Annotated in this window: 9 protein-coding genes; 8 read left to right on the top strand and 1 reads right to left on the bottom strand. The window is 65.8% G+C overall.

The features are described 5' to 3' along the window. Positions 1-16: 16 nt before the first annotated feature. The 8 genes from trpB (at position 17) to G3574_RS11170 (ending at position 15,446) form a co-directional block, all read left to right on the top strand. The gene (gene trpB, locus G3574_RS11135; protein ID WP_163963033.1) at positions 17-1,285 is read left to right on the top strand and encodes a tryptophan synthase subunit beta; all 1,269 of its coding nucleotides are present in this window, start codon (positions 17-19) and stop codon (positions 1,283-1,285) included. Between the two features lie 120 nt (positions 1,286-1,405). Continuing rightward, positions 1,406-2,203: a tryptophan synthase subunit alpha gene (gene trpA / locus G3574_RS11140; RefSeq protein ID WP_163963035.1), complete on the top strand. Its 798-nt coding sequence runs from the start codon at positions 1,406-1,408 to the stop codon at positions 2,201-2,203. A gap of 159 nt (positions 2,204-2,362) precedes the next feature. Continuing rightward, positions 2,363-3,235: an acetyl-CoA carboxylase, carboxyltransferase subunit beta gene (accD, locus tag G3574_RS11145; RefSeq protein WP_163963037.1), complete on the top strand. Its 873-nt coding sequence runs from the start codon at positions 2,363-2,365 to the stop codon at positions 3,233-3,235. Between the two features lie 69 nt (positions 3,236-3,304). Then, a complete protein-coding gene (gene folC, locus G3574_RS11150; protein ID WP_163963039.1) occupies positions 3,305-4,603 on the top strand; it encodes a bifunctional tetrahydrofolate synthase/dihydrofolate synthase in 1,299 nt (432 codons plus the stop codon). Positions 4,604-4,674: 71 nt separating this feature from the next. Then, a complete protein-coding gene (locus G3574_RS11155; protein ID WP_163963042.1) occupies positions 4,675-5,577 on the top strand; it encodes an SPOR domain-containing protein in 903 nt (300 codons plus the stop codon). Positions 5,578-5,583: 6 nt separating this feature from the next. Beyond that, entirely contained in the window at positions 5,584-6,078 is a 495-nt protein-coding gene (locus G3574_RS11160) for a CvpA family protein (protein ID WP_163963045.1), read from the top strand. A 14-nt stretch (positions 6,079-6,092) separates the two neighbouring features. Then, positions 6,093-7,616: an amidophosphoribosyltransferase gene (gene purF, locus G3574_RS11165; protein WP_163963047.1), complete on the top strand. Its 1,524-nt coding sequence runs from the start codon at positions 6,093-6,095 to the stop codon at positions 7,614-7,616. Between the two features lie 183 nt (positions 7,617-7,799). Beyond that, positions 7,800-15,446, top strand: a complete 7,647-nt coding sequence (locus G3574_RS11170) for a hypothetical protein (protein ID WP_163963049.1) — start codon at positions 7,800-7,802, stop codon at positions 15,444-15,446. On the opposite strand, the gene G3574_RS11175 is transcribed toward G3574_RS11170, so the two are convergent. After that, the gene (locus tag G3574_RS11175; RefSeq protein WP_328804779.1) at positions 15,376-16,515 is read right to left on the bottom strand and encodes an acyltransferase family protein; all 1,140 of its coding nucleotides are present in this window, start codon (positions 16,513-16,515) and stop codon (positions 15,376-15,378) included. The two genes, G3574_RS11170 and G3574_RS11175, sit on opposite strands and share 71 nt — an antisense overlap. Positions 16,516-16,686 lie beyond the last annotated feature (171 nt).

Raw genomic sequence — 16,686 nt, forward strand, 5'->3', positions numbered from 1 at the left:
CATCGAAAGCATCATCATGAAAGAACTCAATCCGCTCGAGCACGTCGCCGAGCGACAGGGTCTCGCCAACACGGCGGTGATCCAGTCGGCCCGCTACAACCTGCCCGATTCCCGCGGCCACTTCGGCCCCTACGGCGGCAGCTTCGTTTCCGAAACCCTCACCCACGCGCTCAGCGAACTCAAGGATGCCTACGCGCATTACCAGAAGGACCCCGAGTTCCTCGCCGAATTCGAGCGTGAGCTGAAGCATTTCGTCGGCCGTCCCAGCCCGATCTACCACGCCCGCCGCTGGTCCGAGATTGCCGGCGGCGCGCAGATCTATTTCAAACGCGAAGACCTCAACCACACCGGCGCGCACAAGATCAACAACGTCATCGGCCAGGCCCTGCTTGCCAAGCGCATGGGCAAGCCGCGCGTGATCGCCGAAACCGGCGCCGGCCAGCATGGCGTCGCCACCGCCACCATCTGCGCCCGCTTCGGCCTGGAATGCGTGATCTACATGGGCAGCGAGGACGTGAAGCGCCAGGTGCAGAACGTCTACCGCATGGAATTGCTCGGCGCCAAGGTGGTCCCGGTCGAGTCCGGTTCCAAGACCCTCAAGGACGCGCTCAACGAAGCCATGCGCGACTGGGTCACCAACGTCGAAAACACCTTCTACATCATCGGCACCGTGGCCGGCCCGCATCCCTACCCGATGATGGTGCGCGACTTCCAGTCGGTGATCGGCCTGGAATGCATCGAGCAGATGCCGGAGCAGGCGGGCCGCCAGCCCGACTACGTCGTGGCCTGCATCGGCGGCGGCTCCAACGCGATGGGCATCTTCCATCCCTACATCGATTTCAAGGACGTGAAGCTGATCGGCGTGGAAGCCGCCGGCGAAGGCCTCGAAACCGGCCGCCATTCCGCCTCGCTCATCGCCGGTTCGCCCGGCGTGCTGCACGGCAACCGCACCTACCTGTTGCAGAACGAGGACGGCCAGATCATCGAGACCCACTCGGTGTCCGCAGGACTGGATTATCCCGGCGTGGGACCCGAGCATGCGTGGCTGAAAGACGCGGGACGCGCGCAATACGTGTCCATCACCGACGACGAGGCGGTCGAGGCCTTCCACAATTGCTGCCGCATCGAAGGCATCATTCCGGCGCTCGAGTCGAGCCATGCGCTGGCCTATGCCGCCAAGCTGGCCGCGACCTTGCCGAAGGACAGGATCATCCTGGCCAATCTTTCCGGCCGGGGAGACAAGGACATGCATACCGTTGCCGAACGCATGAAGAGAACGATCTGACCGCGTTCTTGCGCCTTGACGACGGCGGCCCGCGCAGGCGCGCGGCCGCTCCATGATGCAACACCGTCTTTGCGCGTCCGGCCACGATGGCCGGCGCGCGGGACGACAACGGAAACCGACATGTCCAGAATCCAGAACACGCTGCAGGCCCTCGCGGCGCAAAACAAGAAGGGTTTGATTCCATTCATCACGGCCGGCGACCCCGCGCCGGAGCTCACCGTTTCCCTGATGCACGCGCTCGTCGCGGGCGGCGCCGACGTCATCGAACTCGGCGTGCCTTTCTCCGATCCAATGGCGGACGGCCCCGTCATCCAGCGGGCCTCCGAGCGCGCGCTCGCCAATGGCGTGGGCATGCGGCACGTGCTGCAGTTCGTGCATGAATTTCGGGCAAGCAACCAGCACACGCCGGTCGTGCTGATGGGTTACGCCAATCCCATCGAACGCATGGGCGAGGAGAAGTTCATCGGCGCGGCTAAGGAAGCCGGCGTCGATGGCGTGCTGGTGGTGGACTATCCGCCGGAAGAATGCGAGGAATTCGCCGCGCGCATGAAGGAGAACGGTCTCGATCCCATCTTCCTGCTCGCGCCGACCTCGACCGCCGAGCGCATCGCGCAGGTAGGCAAGATTGCCAGCGGTTATGTCTACTACGTGTCGCTGAAGGGCGTGACCGGCTCCGGCCATCTCGACCTCGACGCGGTGGCGAAGAAGATCCCGGAGATCAAGCAGAGCGTCAAGGTCCCGGTCGGCGTGGGATTCGGCATCCGCGATGCCGAGACGGCAAGGGCGATCGCGTCGGTGTCCGACGCGGTGGTGATCGGCAGCCGCATCATCCAGGAACTGGAGAACACGCCGCGCGAGCGGGCAGCCCAGGCGGTCCAGGAATTCATCGCCGGCATCCGCGCGGCGCTGGACGGCTGAACAGCTGAGCGGCTGAATAGCTGAACGGCTAAGCGCCTGACGGCTGATCCCGCGCGTGACTTTCCCCCAAGCCCGGTTGTGCACGAAGGGCAGGGGGAAGTTGGCGGAAGCCGGGACGAACGGTACAATGCGGCAACGCGACATTTGAATGAGGTCTTCATGAGCTGGCTCGAAAAACTGCTTCCCCCGCGCATCCAGCGCTCCGATTCCGCCACCCGCAAGTCGGTGCCCGAAGGATTGTGGGTGAAATGCCCTTCGTGCGAAGCCGTGCTGTACCGTACCGACCTCGAATCCAACCTCCATGTCTGCCCCAAGTGCAGCCACCACATGCGCATCCGCGCCCGCGAGCGCCTCGACGGCTTGCTCGACGCCGGCGGACGTTATGAAATCGGCCAGGAAGTCCTGCCGGTGGATTCCCTCAAGTTCAAGGACAGCAAGAAGTATCCCGACCGCCTGAAGGATGCGCTCGAAGCCACGGGCGAAACCGATGCGATGGTGGTGATGGGCGGCGCAATCATGACCCTGCCTGTGGTGGTCGCCTGCTTCGAATACGAATTCATCGGCGGTTCCATGGGTTCGGTGGTGGGCGAGCGCTTCGTGCGCGGCGCGCAGACGGCGCTGGAGCAGAAGGTGCCCTTCATCTGCATCACCGCCACCGGCGGCGCGCGCATGCAGGAAGGCCTGCTGTCGCTGATGCAGATGGCGAAGACTACCGCCATGCTGACCAAGCTCTCCGAGAAAAAGCTTCCCTTCATCTCTGTGCTGACCGATCCCACCATGGGCGGCGTGTCGGCATCCTTCGCCTTCATGGGCGACGTGGTGATCGCCGAACCCAAGGCCCTGATCGGCTTCGCCGGTCCGCGCGTGATCGAGAACACGGTCCGCGAGAAACTGCCCGAAGGCTTCCAGCGCGCCGAATTCCTGGTACAGAAGGGCGCGGTGGACATGATCGTCGACCGCCGCAAGATGCGCGAGGAAATCGCCCGCCTGCTGGCGCTGCTGCAGAACCAGGCCGCCGAAGTCGTGGCCTGATCCGGCAGAACATACCCTCGAACCCGGACGCCATCGTCCGGGTTTTTTGTTTTCGACACGTACACCATCATGACTCCGACTTCCCTCGCCGACTGGCTTGCCAAGCTTGAAACCATGCATCCGAAGGCGATCGACATGGGCCTGGAACGCGTCGCGCAGGTCAGGGACCGCCTCGGCATCCGCTTCGAATGCCCGGTGATCACCGTCGGCGGCACCAACGGCAAGGGCTCGACCTGCGCCATGCTCGAGTCCATCCTGATGCAGGCCGGCTACCGGGTGGGCGTATATACCTCGCCGCATCTCATCCATTTCAACGAGCGCGCGCGGCTCAACGGCGACATCGTGTCCGATGCCGACCTGGTCGCGCAATTCGAGGCGGTGGAGGCGGCGCGCGAAGGTGTGTCGCTGACCTATTTCGAATTCACCACGCTGGCCATCCTGCGCCTGTTCGCGCAAGCCGGCCTCGATGCGGTGGTGCTGGAGGTCGGGCTGGGCGGGCGCCTGGACGCGGTCAACATCATCGATGCCGACGTCGCCATCGTGACCAGCGTCGACATCGACCATGCGGAGTACCTCGGCGACACCCGCGAGAAGATCGGCTTCGAAAAGGCGGGCATCTTCCGCCCGGGCCGCACCGCGATCTGCGGCGACCCGGTTCCGCCGCAATCGCTGATCGATCATGCCCAGGCCATTGGCGCCGACCTCTGGCTCTTCGGCCGCGACTTCAACTACTCCGGCGACAAGCAGCAGTGGAACTTCGGCGGCCGCAGCCAGCGCCGCAATGCCCTCGGCTACCCGGCTCTGCGCGGCGCCAACCAGCTGCTCAATGCTTCGGCGGCGCTGGCCGCGCTAGAAGCTTTGCGCCACCGCCTGCCGATCGGCGCGCAGGAAGTGCGCAACGGCCTCGTGATGGTCGACCTGCCGGGGCGCTTCCAGGTGCTGCCCGGTAGGCCGACGGTGATCCTCGACGTCGCGCACAATCCGCATGCGGCCGCCACGCTGGCGCAGAATCTCGACAACATGGGTTTCCATCCTTATACCTTCGCCGTCTTCGGCGCGATGCAGGACAAGGACATCGTCGGCGTGGTCCGCCAGCTCAAGGACAAGGTCGACCACTGGTGCCTCACCGACCTGCCGCTGCCGCGCGCGGCCAAGGCCTCCGAGCTGGTCGCCAAGCTGGCGGAGGCGGGTGTCGTGCCCAGCAGCCTGCCCGGATCCGAACGCACCATTGCCAGCTTTGCCACACCTGCACAAGCCTTCGCCGATGCGCGAAGCAGGGCGGGGGAGAATGATAGAATTGCGGTTTTCGGATCCTTCCTTACCGTCGCAGGCGTGATGGAAGCGCTGCGATCCGGCGGGCGGACCTGATGCTTCGCGCGACGAGCGCCGGCTGACCATTCACCCGTTACGAGCAATCCCTTGATGGTGTCACTGATCGCATGAGCTTGTTATCGTCCAACAGCAAAGACAAGCAAGAGCCCGCTTCTGACGATGGCGCGTTCTACTCCCGCGCCGAAGAAGAATCCAGCGCGGTGCGCAAGCGCGGCGGCAAACGCCGCGCCGGCGCGGCCAACCAGCCGGTCGATCCGGTCCTCCCCGAAAAGAAGCGCGCGCGTCGGCGCCTGATCGGCGCGGTCGCACTGGTGCTGGCGGCGGTGATCATCCTGCCCATGGTCCTCGACACCGAGCCCAAGCCGGTGCCCGACGACATGGACGTGCAGATTCCCTCGAAGGGCAAGGCGCCGGCCCAGGCCGCACCTGCTGCATCCGCAGCTGTGAATTCAACCAATTCCTCTTCCACCCCCGCCGCATCGTCGCCGGCAGCCCCGGCCCTCGCTTCGCCTCAGCCAGCGGCGGCCCTCGATCCCAAGGAAGAGATCATCGAGGCGCCCGCGAACCAGGCGCACCCTGCAACTTCCCTTCCTGCTGGCAAGGCATCTGCCGTCAAGCCGCAGGATCCGCCAAAGCCGGCCGACAAGAAAGCCGAGCCCCACGCAAAGCCAGATGCAAAGCCCGCTGAAACCAAACCCGCAGAGAAGAAGTCGGAGGATGGGTCGCGTGCGCGCGCGCTTCTGGACGGCAAGCCGGATCCCAAGGATGCCGACAGGAAACCGGCAAGGGTAGCCCTGCAGGTCGGCGCGTTTGCCAGCAAGGAAAAGGTGGATGAACTGGTCGGCAAGCTGAAGTCCGCCGGCGTCAAGGCCTACACCCAGAAAGTGTCGACGGAATCGGGCGAACGGACGCGCATCCGCGTCGGTCCGTTTGCATCGAAGGAAGAAGCCGAAAAAATCCGGGAAAAAATCATCAAGCTGGGCTTGCGCGGCGACATTGTGCCCGCATAACAGAACGTGACGATTTTCGATTACCTGGTCCTTTTCATCCTGCTCGTTTCCCTGGTCATCGGCGTACTGCGGGGATTCGTCAAGGAAATCCTTGCGCTTGGCAGCTGGATCGTCAGCCTGGTGCTGGCCAACATGTATGCCAGCGTGCTGGCGGGCATGCTGCCGGAGGCGATACCCGGCGAGACCTTGCGCCTGATCGTTGCCTTCCTGGCCTTGTTCATCGGTGTGCGCATCCTGATGATGCTGGTCGGAATGCTGTTCGATGCGATGATCAAGGCCACCGGTTTGAGCGTTGCCGACCGGGCGCTGGGCAGCGTGTTCGGATTGGCGCGAGGTGCGTTGATCGTGGTCGGGGCGGTGCTGCTGTGCGGCATGACCGCCTTGCCGAAGCAGCCGTTCTGGACCGGGGCCATGCTGAGTCCCTATGCCGAAGAGGCGGCGCGCAGCGTGCTGCCGTTTCTGCCTGAGGCGTTTTCCAGGCAAGTACAATTTTCAAATTGATTGAGGAGTCCACCATGTGTGGCATTGTCGGTGTTGTTTCCCACGGTCCGGTGAACCAGCTCATCTATGACGCCTTGCTGCTCTTGCAGCATCGCGGCCAGGATGCGGCCGGCATCGCCACCAACCATGGCAATACGTTCTCGATGTACAAGGCCAACGGCCTGGTGCGCGATGCCTTCCGGACGCGCAACATGCGCTCCCTGCCGGGCAACGCCGGCATCGGCCAGGTGCGCTATCCGACCGCCGGCTCCAGCAGCGAGGAAGAGGCCCAGCCGTTCTACGTCAACGCGCCCTTCGGCATCATCCTCGCCCACAACGGCAACCTGACCAACTGGGAACAGCTCAAGATCGAGATGTTCCAGAACGACCGCCGCCACATCAACACCGACTCCGATTCGGAAGTCCTGCTCAACGTGCTGGCGCACGAAATCCAGCAATCCACCACCGGCTATTCGCTGGATGCGTCGACCCTGTTCAAGGCGGTCTCCGCCCTGCACAAGCGGGTGCGCGGTTCCTACGCGGTGGTGGCGCAGATCGCCGGCCACGGCCTGCTGGCCTTCCGCGATCCCTACGGCATCCGGCCGCTGTGCATCGGCTTCGCCGAGTCCGACAAGGGCACCGAATACATGGTCGCCAGCGAATCCGTGGCGCTCGAGGGCCTCGGCTTCCGCTTCCTGCGCGACGTGCTGCCCGGCGAGGCGATCTTCATCGACAACGACTGCAAGATCACCAACCAGCAATGCGCCGACAACCCGGTGCTCTTTCCCTGCGCCTTCGAGTTCGTCTACCTGGCGCGTCCCGACTCCGTCATCGACGGCGCCTCGGTGTACCACACCCGCCTCAAGATGGGCGAGTACCTCGCCGAGAAGATCGCCCGCGAAATCCCGCGCGGTGACATCGACGTGGTGATGCCGATTCCCGATTCCTCGCGCCCCGCCGCGATGGAGCTCGCGCACAAGCTCAACCTCAGCTACCGCGAAGGCTTCATCAAGAACCGCTACATCGGCCGCACCTTCATCATGCCCGGCCAGGAACTGCGAAAGAAGTCGGTGCGCCAGAAGCTCAATGCCATCGGCAGCGAATTCAAGGGCAAGAGCGTGCTGCTGGTCGACGATTCCATCGTGCGCGGCACCACCAGCCGCGAGATCGTGCAGATGGCCCGCGAGTCGGGCGCCAAGCGCGTCATCTTCGCGTCGGCCGCGCCGCCGGTGCAGTTCCCGAACGTGTACGGCATCGACATGCCGACCCGCAACGAGCTGATCGCCCACGGCCGCACCGAGGAAGAGGTGTGCCGCGAGATCACCGCCGACGCGCTCGTCTACCAGGACCTCGACGCCCTCAAGCGTTCGATCTCCGATGTGAATCCGGCGCTCAGGAATTTCGAGACCTCCTGCTTCGATGGCGTGTACGTGACCGGCGACGTGTCCCGCGACTATCTCGACCGCGTGGAATCGACCCGCAACAAGCCCAAGGGCTCGGGCAGCGGCGACGATGCCGTGCGCTCGCAGCTCAACCTCAACCTGGCGCGCGTCGACTGATCCAGACCCGCGGCCACGGATTCCGCTCCGAAAAGCCTGCCGTCCGAAAGGACCGCAGGCTTTTTTATTAGGTTCCGCTAATACTTTCCGGGCGGATAAACCGCAGCCCGTGATCGGACACATACTGTCGAGTGAACCAAACTCCCGCACAAGGTCGGCAGGGAGTCGTTCAGGAGACAGAACATGGTTAGCGCCGTACCAAAGTTCACCAATAACATCAACGCCAGCCCGGACGCCGGCGCACGCACCGGCATGCCAGACATCAGGCAGTCGGTGGCGTCGTTGCATAGCGCCTTCGGCAGGCTGAAGAACCACCTAAGGGCGTACCACGACCACACCCACACCAATCGCTTGAAGCAGTTTGTCGTCGCAGGCGAATCCGGCGACGGCCGGCTGCAACTCACTGCCTTCACGCCCGTGGCGCCGCAAGCCGTTGCCGGTGGCAGCGGCGCATTGACCGCGCGCGAACACGAACACAAGGCCGCCGGCCTCTCCACCCAGGGGTTCATGGAGGCGCTCGAAAGCGAAGGCCATGCCGATATCGGCAAGGTCACCGACGCGATCATCGGGCAAGGAAAGTGCGCGGCTTTCGAGACGGCCTTGGGCAAGAACGGCTGCCCGGCGGATCTGTCATCGGTGATGTCGGAACTGGCTTTCGCTTGCGCATCTGCCTACCCCGAGGCAGACGCCATCGCACCGGGCGCGCTGCGGGATTTCCGCGACACCGCAACCGAACTCGCGCGCAAGGATGCCGCCGCGCCATTCTATGACTTCATGGCGCGGGTCTTCAGGTTGGGCGACGCCGAACAGGCCTTCGCCAGCCACCACCTTCCGCTGCTGCGGCTTTACTTCCGCCTGCTCCACGAACGGTCCGGGAATCCGCAAACGGACTTCGCGGCCGGAGGCGCCCAGGCCATCGGCGCCGAGGCGTTCTCCGACCTGAACGATTTCCTCGCGGAGGGCAAGTCGCTGCGGCGCGAGGGCGAAGTGCAAGACCTGCTGGCCGCGAACGGCGCCGTCCGGCTGGCGCTGGAAGGATATGCCGGCGCCTCGGCGGAACAGGCATGGCAGTCGGTGATCCTGCGCGCGCACGGCTTGCGCCAGCATGTCGCGCAAGCCAGGTCGGCGGGCAAGGACTGGATCACCCGCCCTGCAACCGGGCTGGGCAGGGCAAAGGCCGCGCTCGTCAACCTGAAGGCCTGGGCGAGCCGCGGTCCGAATCCGATGGATGCCATGCTGCAGGGCGTGCAGGCTGCCGGCAAGGGGGCGGCCGTGCGCGCCGCCGCCGAAAAGGCATTGGCCGGCAAGGCCTTGCTGGTGCATGAGCAGGTGTACCGCCTGCCGGAACGGCCGCGCCTCGACAATCTTGACGCGCCTACCCGGACCATCCTGTTCGAGCGAGCCTTGCTGCAAGCCTGGAGCGGGAAGCCGGCCTCCGCCGCCAACCCGGCGACGGCCAACACGGAAGACAGGCAGGCCTGCCTCGACGCGCTCGAACGGCTGCTGGCCGCATGCGGATGCCATCGGCCCCAAGACGACGCGTCGGACGGTTTCTGGCAAGCGGCAGAGGCGTATTTCGCCCGCACCGGCATGAACCGGGATGCCTTGCGCGGCACCGCGGAAGCGCCCGGCATGCTGGCGCGCATGAGGCAGGCACTCAGGCAGGACCTGCTCGACCAGGGTTGGACCGGCGCCCAGATCGACGCGGCGGTGAAGGCACGGCCAGCGGCAAGCCTCCTTCCCGAAAAGAGCTTCGCCGGGCAGGCGCAGCGGCTCGACGGACACCTGGAGCGCCTGAAGGAAGGCAGCCAGCGCGCCCGGGCCGAGTGGGCCTGGATGCAGCGCACACTCATGAATTACCCCAGGCTGCGCGCCGCCAACGGCCGCCGCCTCGATGCGTCCGGCTACAAGGCCTGGCTGCTCGAGAAACAGCGGCATCACCTCGCGCGAATGAAAAGCTTCCAGGACCCTGTCGCCATGTCCAGGCTGGAAGCCAAGCTTCGGCGGGGAAAGAAATGGCTCAGCGCGGAGGCGTTCGCGCGGGAGCGGCAGGCCAGGCACGAGCGCAAGCGCAGGGAATTCGAGGTCGAAGCGGCGGTCCTGCAGAACCTGCTGGCGGCGGTGGATGCGCATCTCGCGCCGGGTGGCGGCAAGACGCCTCCGCAAGGCAGGGAATGGCAACTGGTGCAGCGCCTGCTCGCGCCGCGCGGCCAGGAAACTGCGGCCGGTTTCCTTGAAGCGTGGCTCGAAGACGAGCCCGCCCGCGTCACCCGGTGCGAAGCGGCATGGCGACTTGCCGAGCACGTCAAATGGAGCATGCATTGGCGGCAGGTGCCGGATGGCCCTGACCTGCGCAGGGGACGCATCGATCAGCTTCGCCGGCAATGCGCCGCGCTGCTGGCCGGCGATGGTGTCTCCGACAGGCAGGAGCGCGATGCCTTGAACGGCATCCAGGCGTTCTGCGATGCCGCCGACCGTAAGCTGGATGGCTACCTCGGGCATGCCGGCGAAGACCGGATGGAAAGGCTGGCCCTGGACTTCGCCCACCTGCGGCACCTGCACGAGAAAGCCTATGGACCGGAACGCGAGGAAGAGTACCAGGCGCGGATCAAGCCGCTGGGCCTCGCCCGGCGCTTCGGCATGCGCCACCAGCCGATGAAGCTCGCCCGCACCCGCTTCCGCATCCTGCAGCGGATGCAGGACCCGCTCGGCCACCTCGCGGATGTCATCGAAAACAATTACCGCGGACTGGCCGAGGGCGACGAGATCCGCCGGTCGGCCGAGCAGAACAAGGGCATCAAGCTGCCCATGCCTTGGGAATCCGCCACCAGCAGGTTGGAAGCGCTGAAGGACTACCATCTTCCCGTCAGTTTCAACTTCAAGATCCGGAAGACCAGCAAGCCCATGGTCGAGGCATTCGTCGACCGGGCGGGCGCCGGCATCAGGGTGGGCATCAGCAAGCAGCTGCGCACGAACATCGGCATCAACGGCCTGCTGCCGATCGTGCCGACGCAAGGCCTGCGCTTCCATGCGAACTTTTCCGCGAAACGCTTCAACACCGACAAGGACAGCTTCCTGGTTTTCCGTTTTCCGCGCCGCGAGAGCGGCAACCCCGGCGCGGAAGGAACGGACGGCGCGGCCTCGGACCTCTCGGCCAGCTTCGCGCTGTCCCGCCTGGCGCGCGACCTCGGGCAAGGGTTCGCCACACTCTCCAATGACACCGACCTCGCCGATCTGCTGGCGGAGATTGCCGCCCGCAACCCGTCATTGTCGATCAGCTTCGAGACAGCGAAGGGCAGCATGTCATCCTTCAAGGTCGAGGGAAACGCGAGCTTCGCCGCCCAGGCCGGCGCGGCCATCGAGCGCATCGCGGAAGACCGGGAGCAGCATGCCCACGGCGGCAGCCTGCAGACCACGTCGACGGAAGCCCAGCGCGCATCCATCCTGGAAGCCGCCGCGGGCATCGGCAATCCCTTGCAGGGCCTGGTCGGGCCGCGCTACTTCGCCAGCAGGATATGGCGGCGGACCAACAAGAAGAGAAGCGCGGTGTCCGTCACCCGCGAGCAGGGCATGTATCGCGCGGGCATGGGCGGCATCACCATCACCTACTCCAATCCGGGGCGCTACAGGCGCGGCATCGAGAAACACCTGCCGTGGCTGCGCCGGACCATCGGCGACGTGGAGCTGGACATGGTCCCGCGCATGCACGAGCAGACGGTGGAAGCCACGCACGGCAAGGTGAACGGCGTCATCAGCGGCATGCTCAACGACGATGGCGCGAAGGCGCTGAACATCGCCACGGCGCTGCTCGAGATGAATGCAACGAATGCCTCCTCCCAGCCGGGCGGCATGGACCGCGAACAGTTGCTCCGGCTCCAGGCGGCCGCCGGCGACTATCTGCGCGGCGTGTTCAGCGGCAGGCAAACCGATTTCGCCGATGCGAAGGCCTTGTACGCGACGCACGAAACCTCGCCCAGGCGCGATCCTGGCCAGGCCAGGCAGGAAGCCCGCGACGCGCACGAACAGACTACCGTGGCCCGCTATGTGCAGGCTGGCGGCAACCTCAGGCCTGGCGTCTTCAGCCACCACGGCGGGAAGGGCGAGATTGCCGCAGGCAAGCAGGCCGCCGGACAGGAAAGGCATTCGGTTGCCATCCCCATCCTCAATAAGGCGGGCGGGCGCGGGGTGTGGAATGCCATCACGTTCGGCAACAACGCGACCAGCGTGTCCGGCTTCCGAGAAATAGAAACCTTCAGGAACGCCTTGCCGACGATCTGGGAAGTCGAGGCTGAGGCATCCATTGCCCGGGCGTCCGATTCTCCCGATGCCGCACGCAGGCCCGTCGGGAACCTGATGACGGTCCTGGCGGCAAATGAACTCGACACCATCGGCAAGGTGACCGATCGCCTCATCGGCGAGGGCAGGTGCGAAGCGATGCAGGCTGGACTGCAAAGCCTTTACCCAGGTCGCGGGCAAGTCCTGCTCGACGCGGTGTTCGCGCGCCTCGCCGGCGATGCGAAGCTCGAGGATTTCCGCGCGACGGCGACCAGGCTCGCCCGCATGGACCATGCTGGTCCCTTCTATGACTTCATGGCGCGCGTCTTTGGCCTCGGCGAAGTAAAGTCCGCGTTCGCCGCCAGCAACCTGCCGATGTTCCGCACCTATCTGCGGCTGCTCAGCCGCACGGAATGGAATCCGCGGGCACGGCCGGCGAATGACGGCAAGGCAGTCAAACTCGGGCGCGAAGCCCTGGGTGCGCTCAACCGTTTCCTGAACGCCGGCGGCAGCCTGGCCGATGCCGCCGGACTGGAACGCCTGGACGCGCATGCGCGAGGCGTCATCAGCCTCGCGCACAATGGCTTCCTGGACGATGGCAATGGACAAGCCCTGCGCTCGGTCACGGGGCACATGCGGGGCCTGCGGCGCATGATCGCCGCGTCGCGCGCCGATGCCAGGCTGGGCTCGACATCGGCGCATCCTTTCCATGCCCTGCTCAAGGGCGCTCGGTTCGCGGGAAGGGGCACCTATAACCAGGTCGAGCTCGAAAAAGGCCTGCTCGACAAGACGCATGCCTTGCACGAAACCCTGCCGCCCTTGTCGGACGCGGCAACTGGCGCGCTGAACGCCCAGGTGCTGTTCGAGCGCGTCCTGCTTCAGTACTGGCGGAAGAAGGGATACGGCGAGTTCGAACTCACCACCTTGTCCCCGTTGCCCGGCCACGATGAAGTCAGGAAGTGCTGCGGCATGGCCAAGGCAACGCTCGAGCGCCACGGGCTCGCGGTGCCGGCCGACGATGCGCCGTTCTGGCAGGAAGCCGATGCCTATTTCCGTGGCGTCGCCATGACGCCCGCCCTGCTGCGCAGCGAAGACCTGGATGCGGATGGACAGCCGGCCGGCATCCTGCCGCGGCTGCGGCTTGCGATCGACGCGCGCATGGCGGACGCCGTGCCCGGGGCGGCGGACGCGAAAGGCGGGCGCGCCGAGGCGCTGGCTTCGCTAGGCATGCAGGCCGAGGCGCTGGCCGCCGCCAATCGCGACGCCGCGCTCGAATGGAGCTGGATCAATCGCACCCTATCGAAATTCCCCTCGCTGCGCGGCGAAAGCGCGAACCAGATGGATGCGGGCAAGCTGGCAGGCTGGCTCGCGGCCAAGAAGCGCAGCCTGGAAAAGCGCATCGAGAGAATGAATGCGCGGCCTGTCACGCCGGGCCGCTTCAAAATGCGCCTGCTGGGCGTGTCGGGGCAGCAAAGGACCCTAGAAGCAAACGCCCGGCTGGAAGAAAAACGAAAATCGGAGCTGGCCCGATGCCAGGCGGAGCTGGCGGCGCTGGAGAAGCTGGCGCCGGGCGGAAGGCCGGGCGGCGTGCTGTCCCGGTTCCTCGACAGCGGCCCACGGCAGCAAACGACCCACCGTGAACGATTCATCGCCTACCTCGAAGCGGGCGTGAAGCGCATCAGCGACCTGGAACGGCTGGCGAGGCTGGCCGAAGACACCCGATGGATGCTGCATGGCCAGCCAGGACCGGGCGACATCGACCTGCGCCAGCGGCGCATGCGCGACCTGAACGCGCTTGCCGCCAAGCTGAAGGCTGGGCAGGCGGAAATATCTCCCGCCGCCATGGAAGCGGTGGATGGCATCGCCCGCTTCGAGCGGCAGTGGGCCGCACTCAATGCGCCCGGCAATCCCGGTCCGGCGACCAGCCTGGAGCGCCTGACGCTGGACCGCGCCCACCTCGATCATCTCGAACAGCAGGCCTTCGGCGAAACAGCCTTCCAGACCCAGCCCGAGCATCTGGCGGATGTGTCGCTCTCGCGCTGGAAGGCCTGGCGCATGCATCCGCTGCGGCGCGCCCAGAACAGCCTGCGGCAGCAGCAGCGCCTGCGCCAACCGCTCGACCAGGTCGCTAATGTGCTGGAGGCCGGCTACCAGGGGCTGAAGGTCGGCACCGCGCTGCGCTGGTATCGTACCGGCGGATTCCGCATGACGCTCGATTCCGGCATGGTCACCACGCCGCTGGTCTATGCCGGCACGATGGGCGCGCTCGCGGTCACGCCTTCCGTCCAGGCCGGCATCGAAAAGACCAAGAAATCCCTCATTGAAGTCAGCGTGTCGACCAATGCGGTGGAGCTGAAGATCGGCATGGAAAGGAAGACCCGGAAAAAACTCGGCGCCGGTATCTCGGCGGGCATCGCGTTCAAGACGGCGAGCGTTAGCGCGGGTGCGGAAGTCGCCAGGGAAAAGGAGACGGGCAGCTATCTCGTGTTCCGGCTGCCCAGGACGGGCTTGACCCTGGAAGGGCAGGCATTGCCGGCGGGCGTGGCATCCGACGGCATCCTCACGGCGGATGTGCTGGCCCGGTTCACCCGGCGACTGGGCGAGGTGCTCGACGACGCCGGAGACGACGTCGATGCCGCGCTGAAGGCCATCGCCGGCGAGTTTCCGATGGTGTCCATTTCCGAGCAGGAAGGCGAGTCCCGGCAACGGAGCGCCATGGCCAGGGCCGGCGTGAATGTCGTCGCCGAGCTCGAGGTTTCGCAGGAGCGGGCCGGCATGGTCCAGGAAACGCGCGATACCGTTGGCAGCTTCCGGACCACGGCTTTCATGAACGTCGGCAGGACGCAGACCCGGGCCACGGTCGGCTTGTCGGCGTCTCCCGTCAAGCTTTTCACCAGGATGCCGGCGTTCAGGCTGGGCCTGCGCGAATGGCTGAACGAACGGTCCTCGCGCTTCGTGCTGGCCCGCGCCCATGGCTATTACCAGGAAGGCGGCGGCGCGCTGACCCAGACCTTCTCCACGCTGGAAAGCTTCGGGGAAGCGGTGCGCCGCCAGGGCAGCCTGCTGCAGGAACAGGGCATGACCGCGAGCGAGATCCGCCAGGCGCCCGAGCTGTTCGCGAAGCGCTTTGTAGAAGCCGACGGCAACCTGCAAGCCACCTTCTGGAGCGTGCTGAGCGAGGAGGCGGCCAACGCGCTCAACATCATCGGCGCGCTGAAGGAAGGCGGAAAAATCGACGAGGCCGGATCAGCAGGACTGCAGGCGGCCGAGGAAGAATTCTGGGCGACCCTGAAACGCGGAGAGCTGAACGACCTGACCAAGGGCACGATGCTGACCGTCAAGCACGCGAGCAGCGAGGAAAGGGCGCGGGGCAGGTTCTGGTTCGCGGGGCAGGGCATGCAAGCCTCCACGGCGGGAGGCGTGCTGGGCGTGGCCCGCGGGCATGGCGGCGCGGACGGCGGCAGGCGCGAGAGCAGGGAAAGCGTCAGCCTTCGCGGTAGCGGCCGACGCCTGCTGCCGCCCTCGCCGGTCGCGGCGCGGAGAACAAGCGGTTGAGGGGTTGCTCCACCCAGTGATGGAACGCCGCGCCCGCGCCGAGGCTTGCGCCCCAGGCCAGCAGCATGCCCAGCCCCTGCACCAGCGGACTCGCGGGCAGGAAGCGCGTGAAATAGGCATTGATCAGCAGCGACACCGGGAAGTGGATCAGGAACTGGGCATAGGACAGGTTGCCCAGCCGGTTCACCACGGTGCTCGCCATGCCGCGCGACGGCAGGCGCACCCGGCCATACAGGCTCAGCACGAAGGCGGTGATCAGGGCCACCGCGATGCGGCTGCGGAAGTCGATCATCAGCGCCAGCAGGGCGGGCAGGAGGATGGCGAGCCGCAGGCAGGTTGCGCCCATCGGGCTGCGCTCCGGATCGCCGGCCCACCATGCCAGTACCCCGAGGCCGTAGCTGCCGAAGAAATAGAGCGCCCAGTTGTCCAGGTCGGGCTGGCGGTTGAAGTGCAGCAGCGACATGGTCGCGCACAAGGTCACCAGCGCGAAGCCCGCCAGCGCCCGCGAACGCTGCGAGCCTACGCCGGCGCATACGCACAGCAGCAGGCAGAAGGCGGTGTAGAGCTGGAAGTCGATGGCCACGTACCAGGCGCCGGCGGACAAGGATTCCACCTCGAACACGCCGTGCAGCAGCAAGGCGTGCGAGATGAGCTGGAGCAACTGCGGCGGCGCGGAAATCGAGCCGTGGTGCATCCAGCGTCCCGCCAGTGCCGATGCGGCGACCGCGACCAGCATGGCGACGATGAACGGCGGCGCGAGCTTCAGGTAACGCCTCAGGATGGTGCGCAGCGGCTGGAAGGGCAGGCTGGCCCAGCCCTTGGGCGCGAGCGACTTCGCCGCAAGAAACCCGCCGATCACCAGGAAGAGTTGTACCGCGATGCGCGCCTCATTACCCAACCAGCCGATGAGCCCCGGCAATTCCGGACGCACCTGGTCGGCCATCGGCCCGTAGAAGGCGAGGTGGTGCAAGACCATGAGCTGTGCCGCGCCCGCCTTCAGCAGGTTGATCAACCCGAATGGCGCGCTGGCCTCCGGGCGCACGGAGGAATGGTTCGAGGAAGGTGGCACGGTGGAAATCGAAGGCCCGCGGGCGGCTTATCAGAACGTGAACGGGCGCCATTTTACATGTCAACGCGATGACCTTGCCAAGGTGGCTCAAATCCGGCGCGGGCCGGGCGCGCCGCGGCATGAGACACATCAAGAAGCCGGCTGGGCAAGTGACGATACTTCGCCAAGGAG

The organism is Noviherbaspirillum galbum, from assembly GCF_010974945.1.
Lineage (GTDB): Bacteria > Pseudomonadota > Gammaproteobacteria > Burkholderiales > Burkholderiaceae_D > Noviherbaspirillum > Noviherbaspirillum galbum.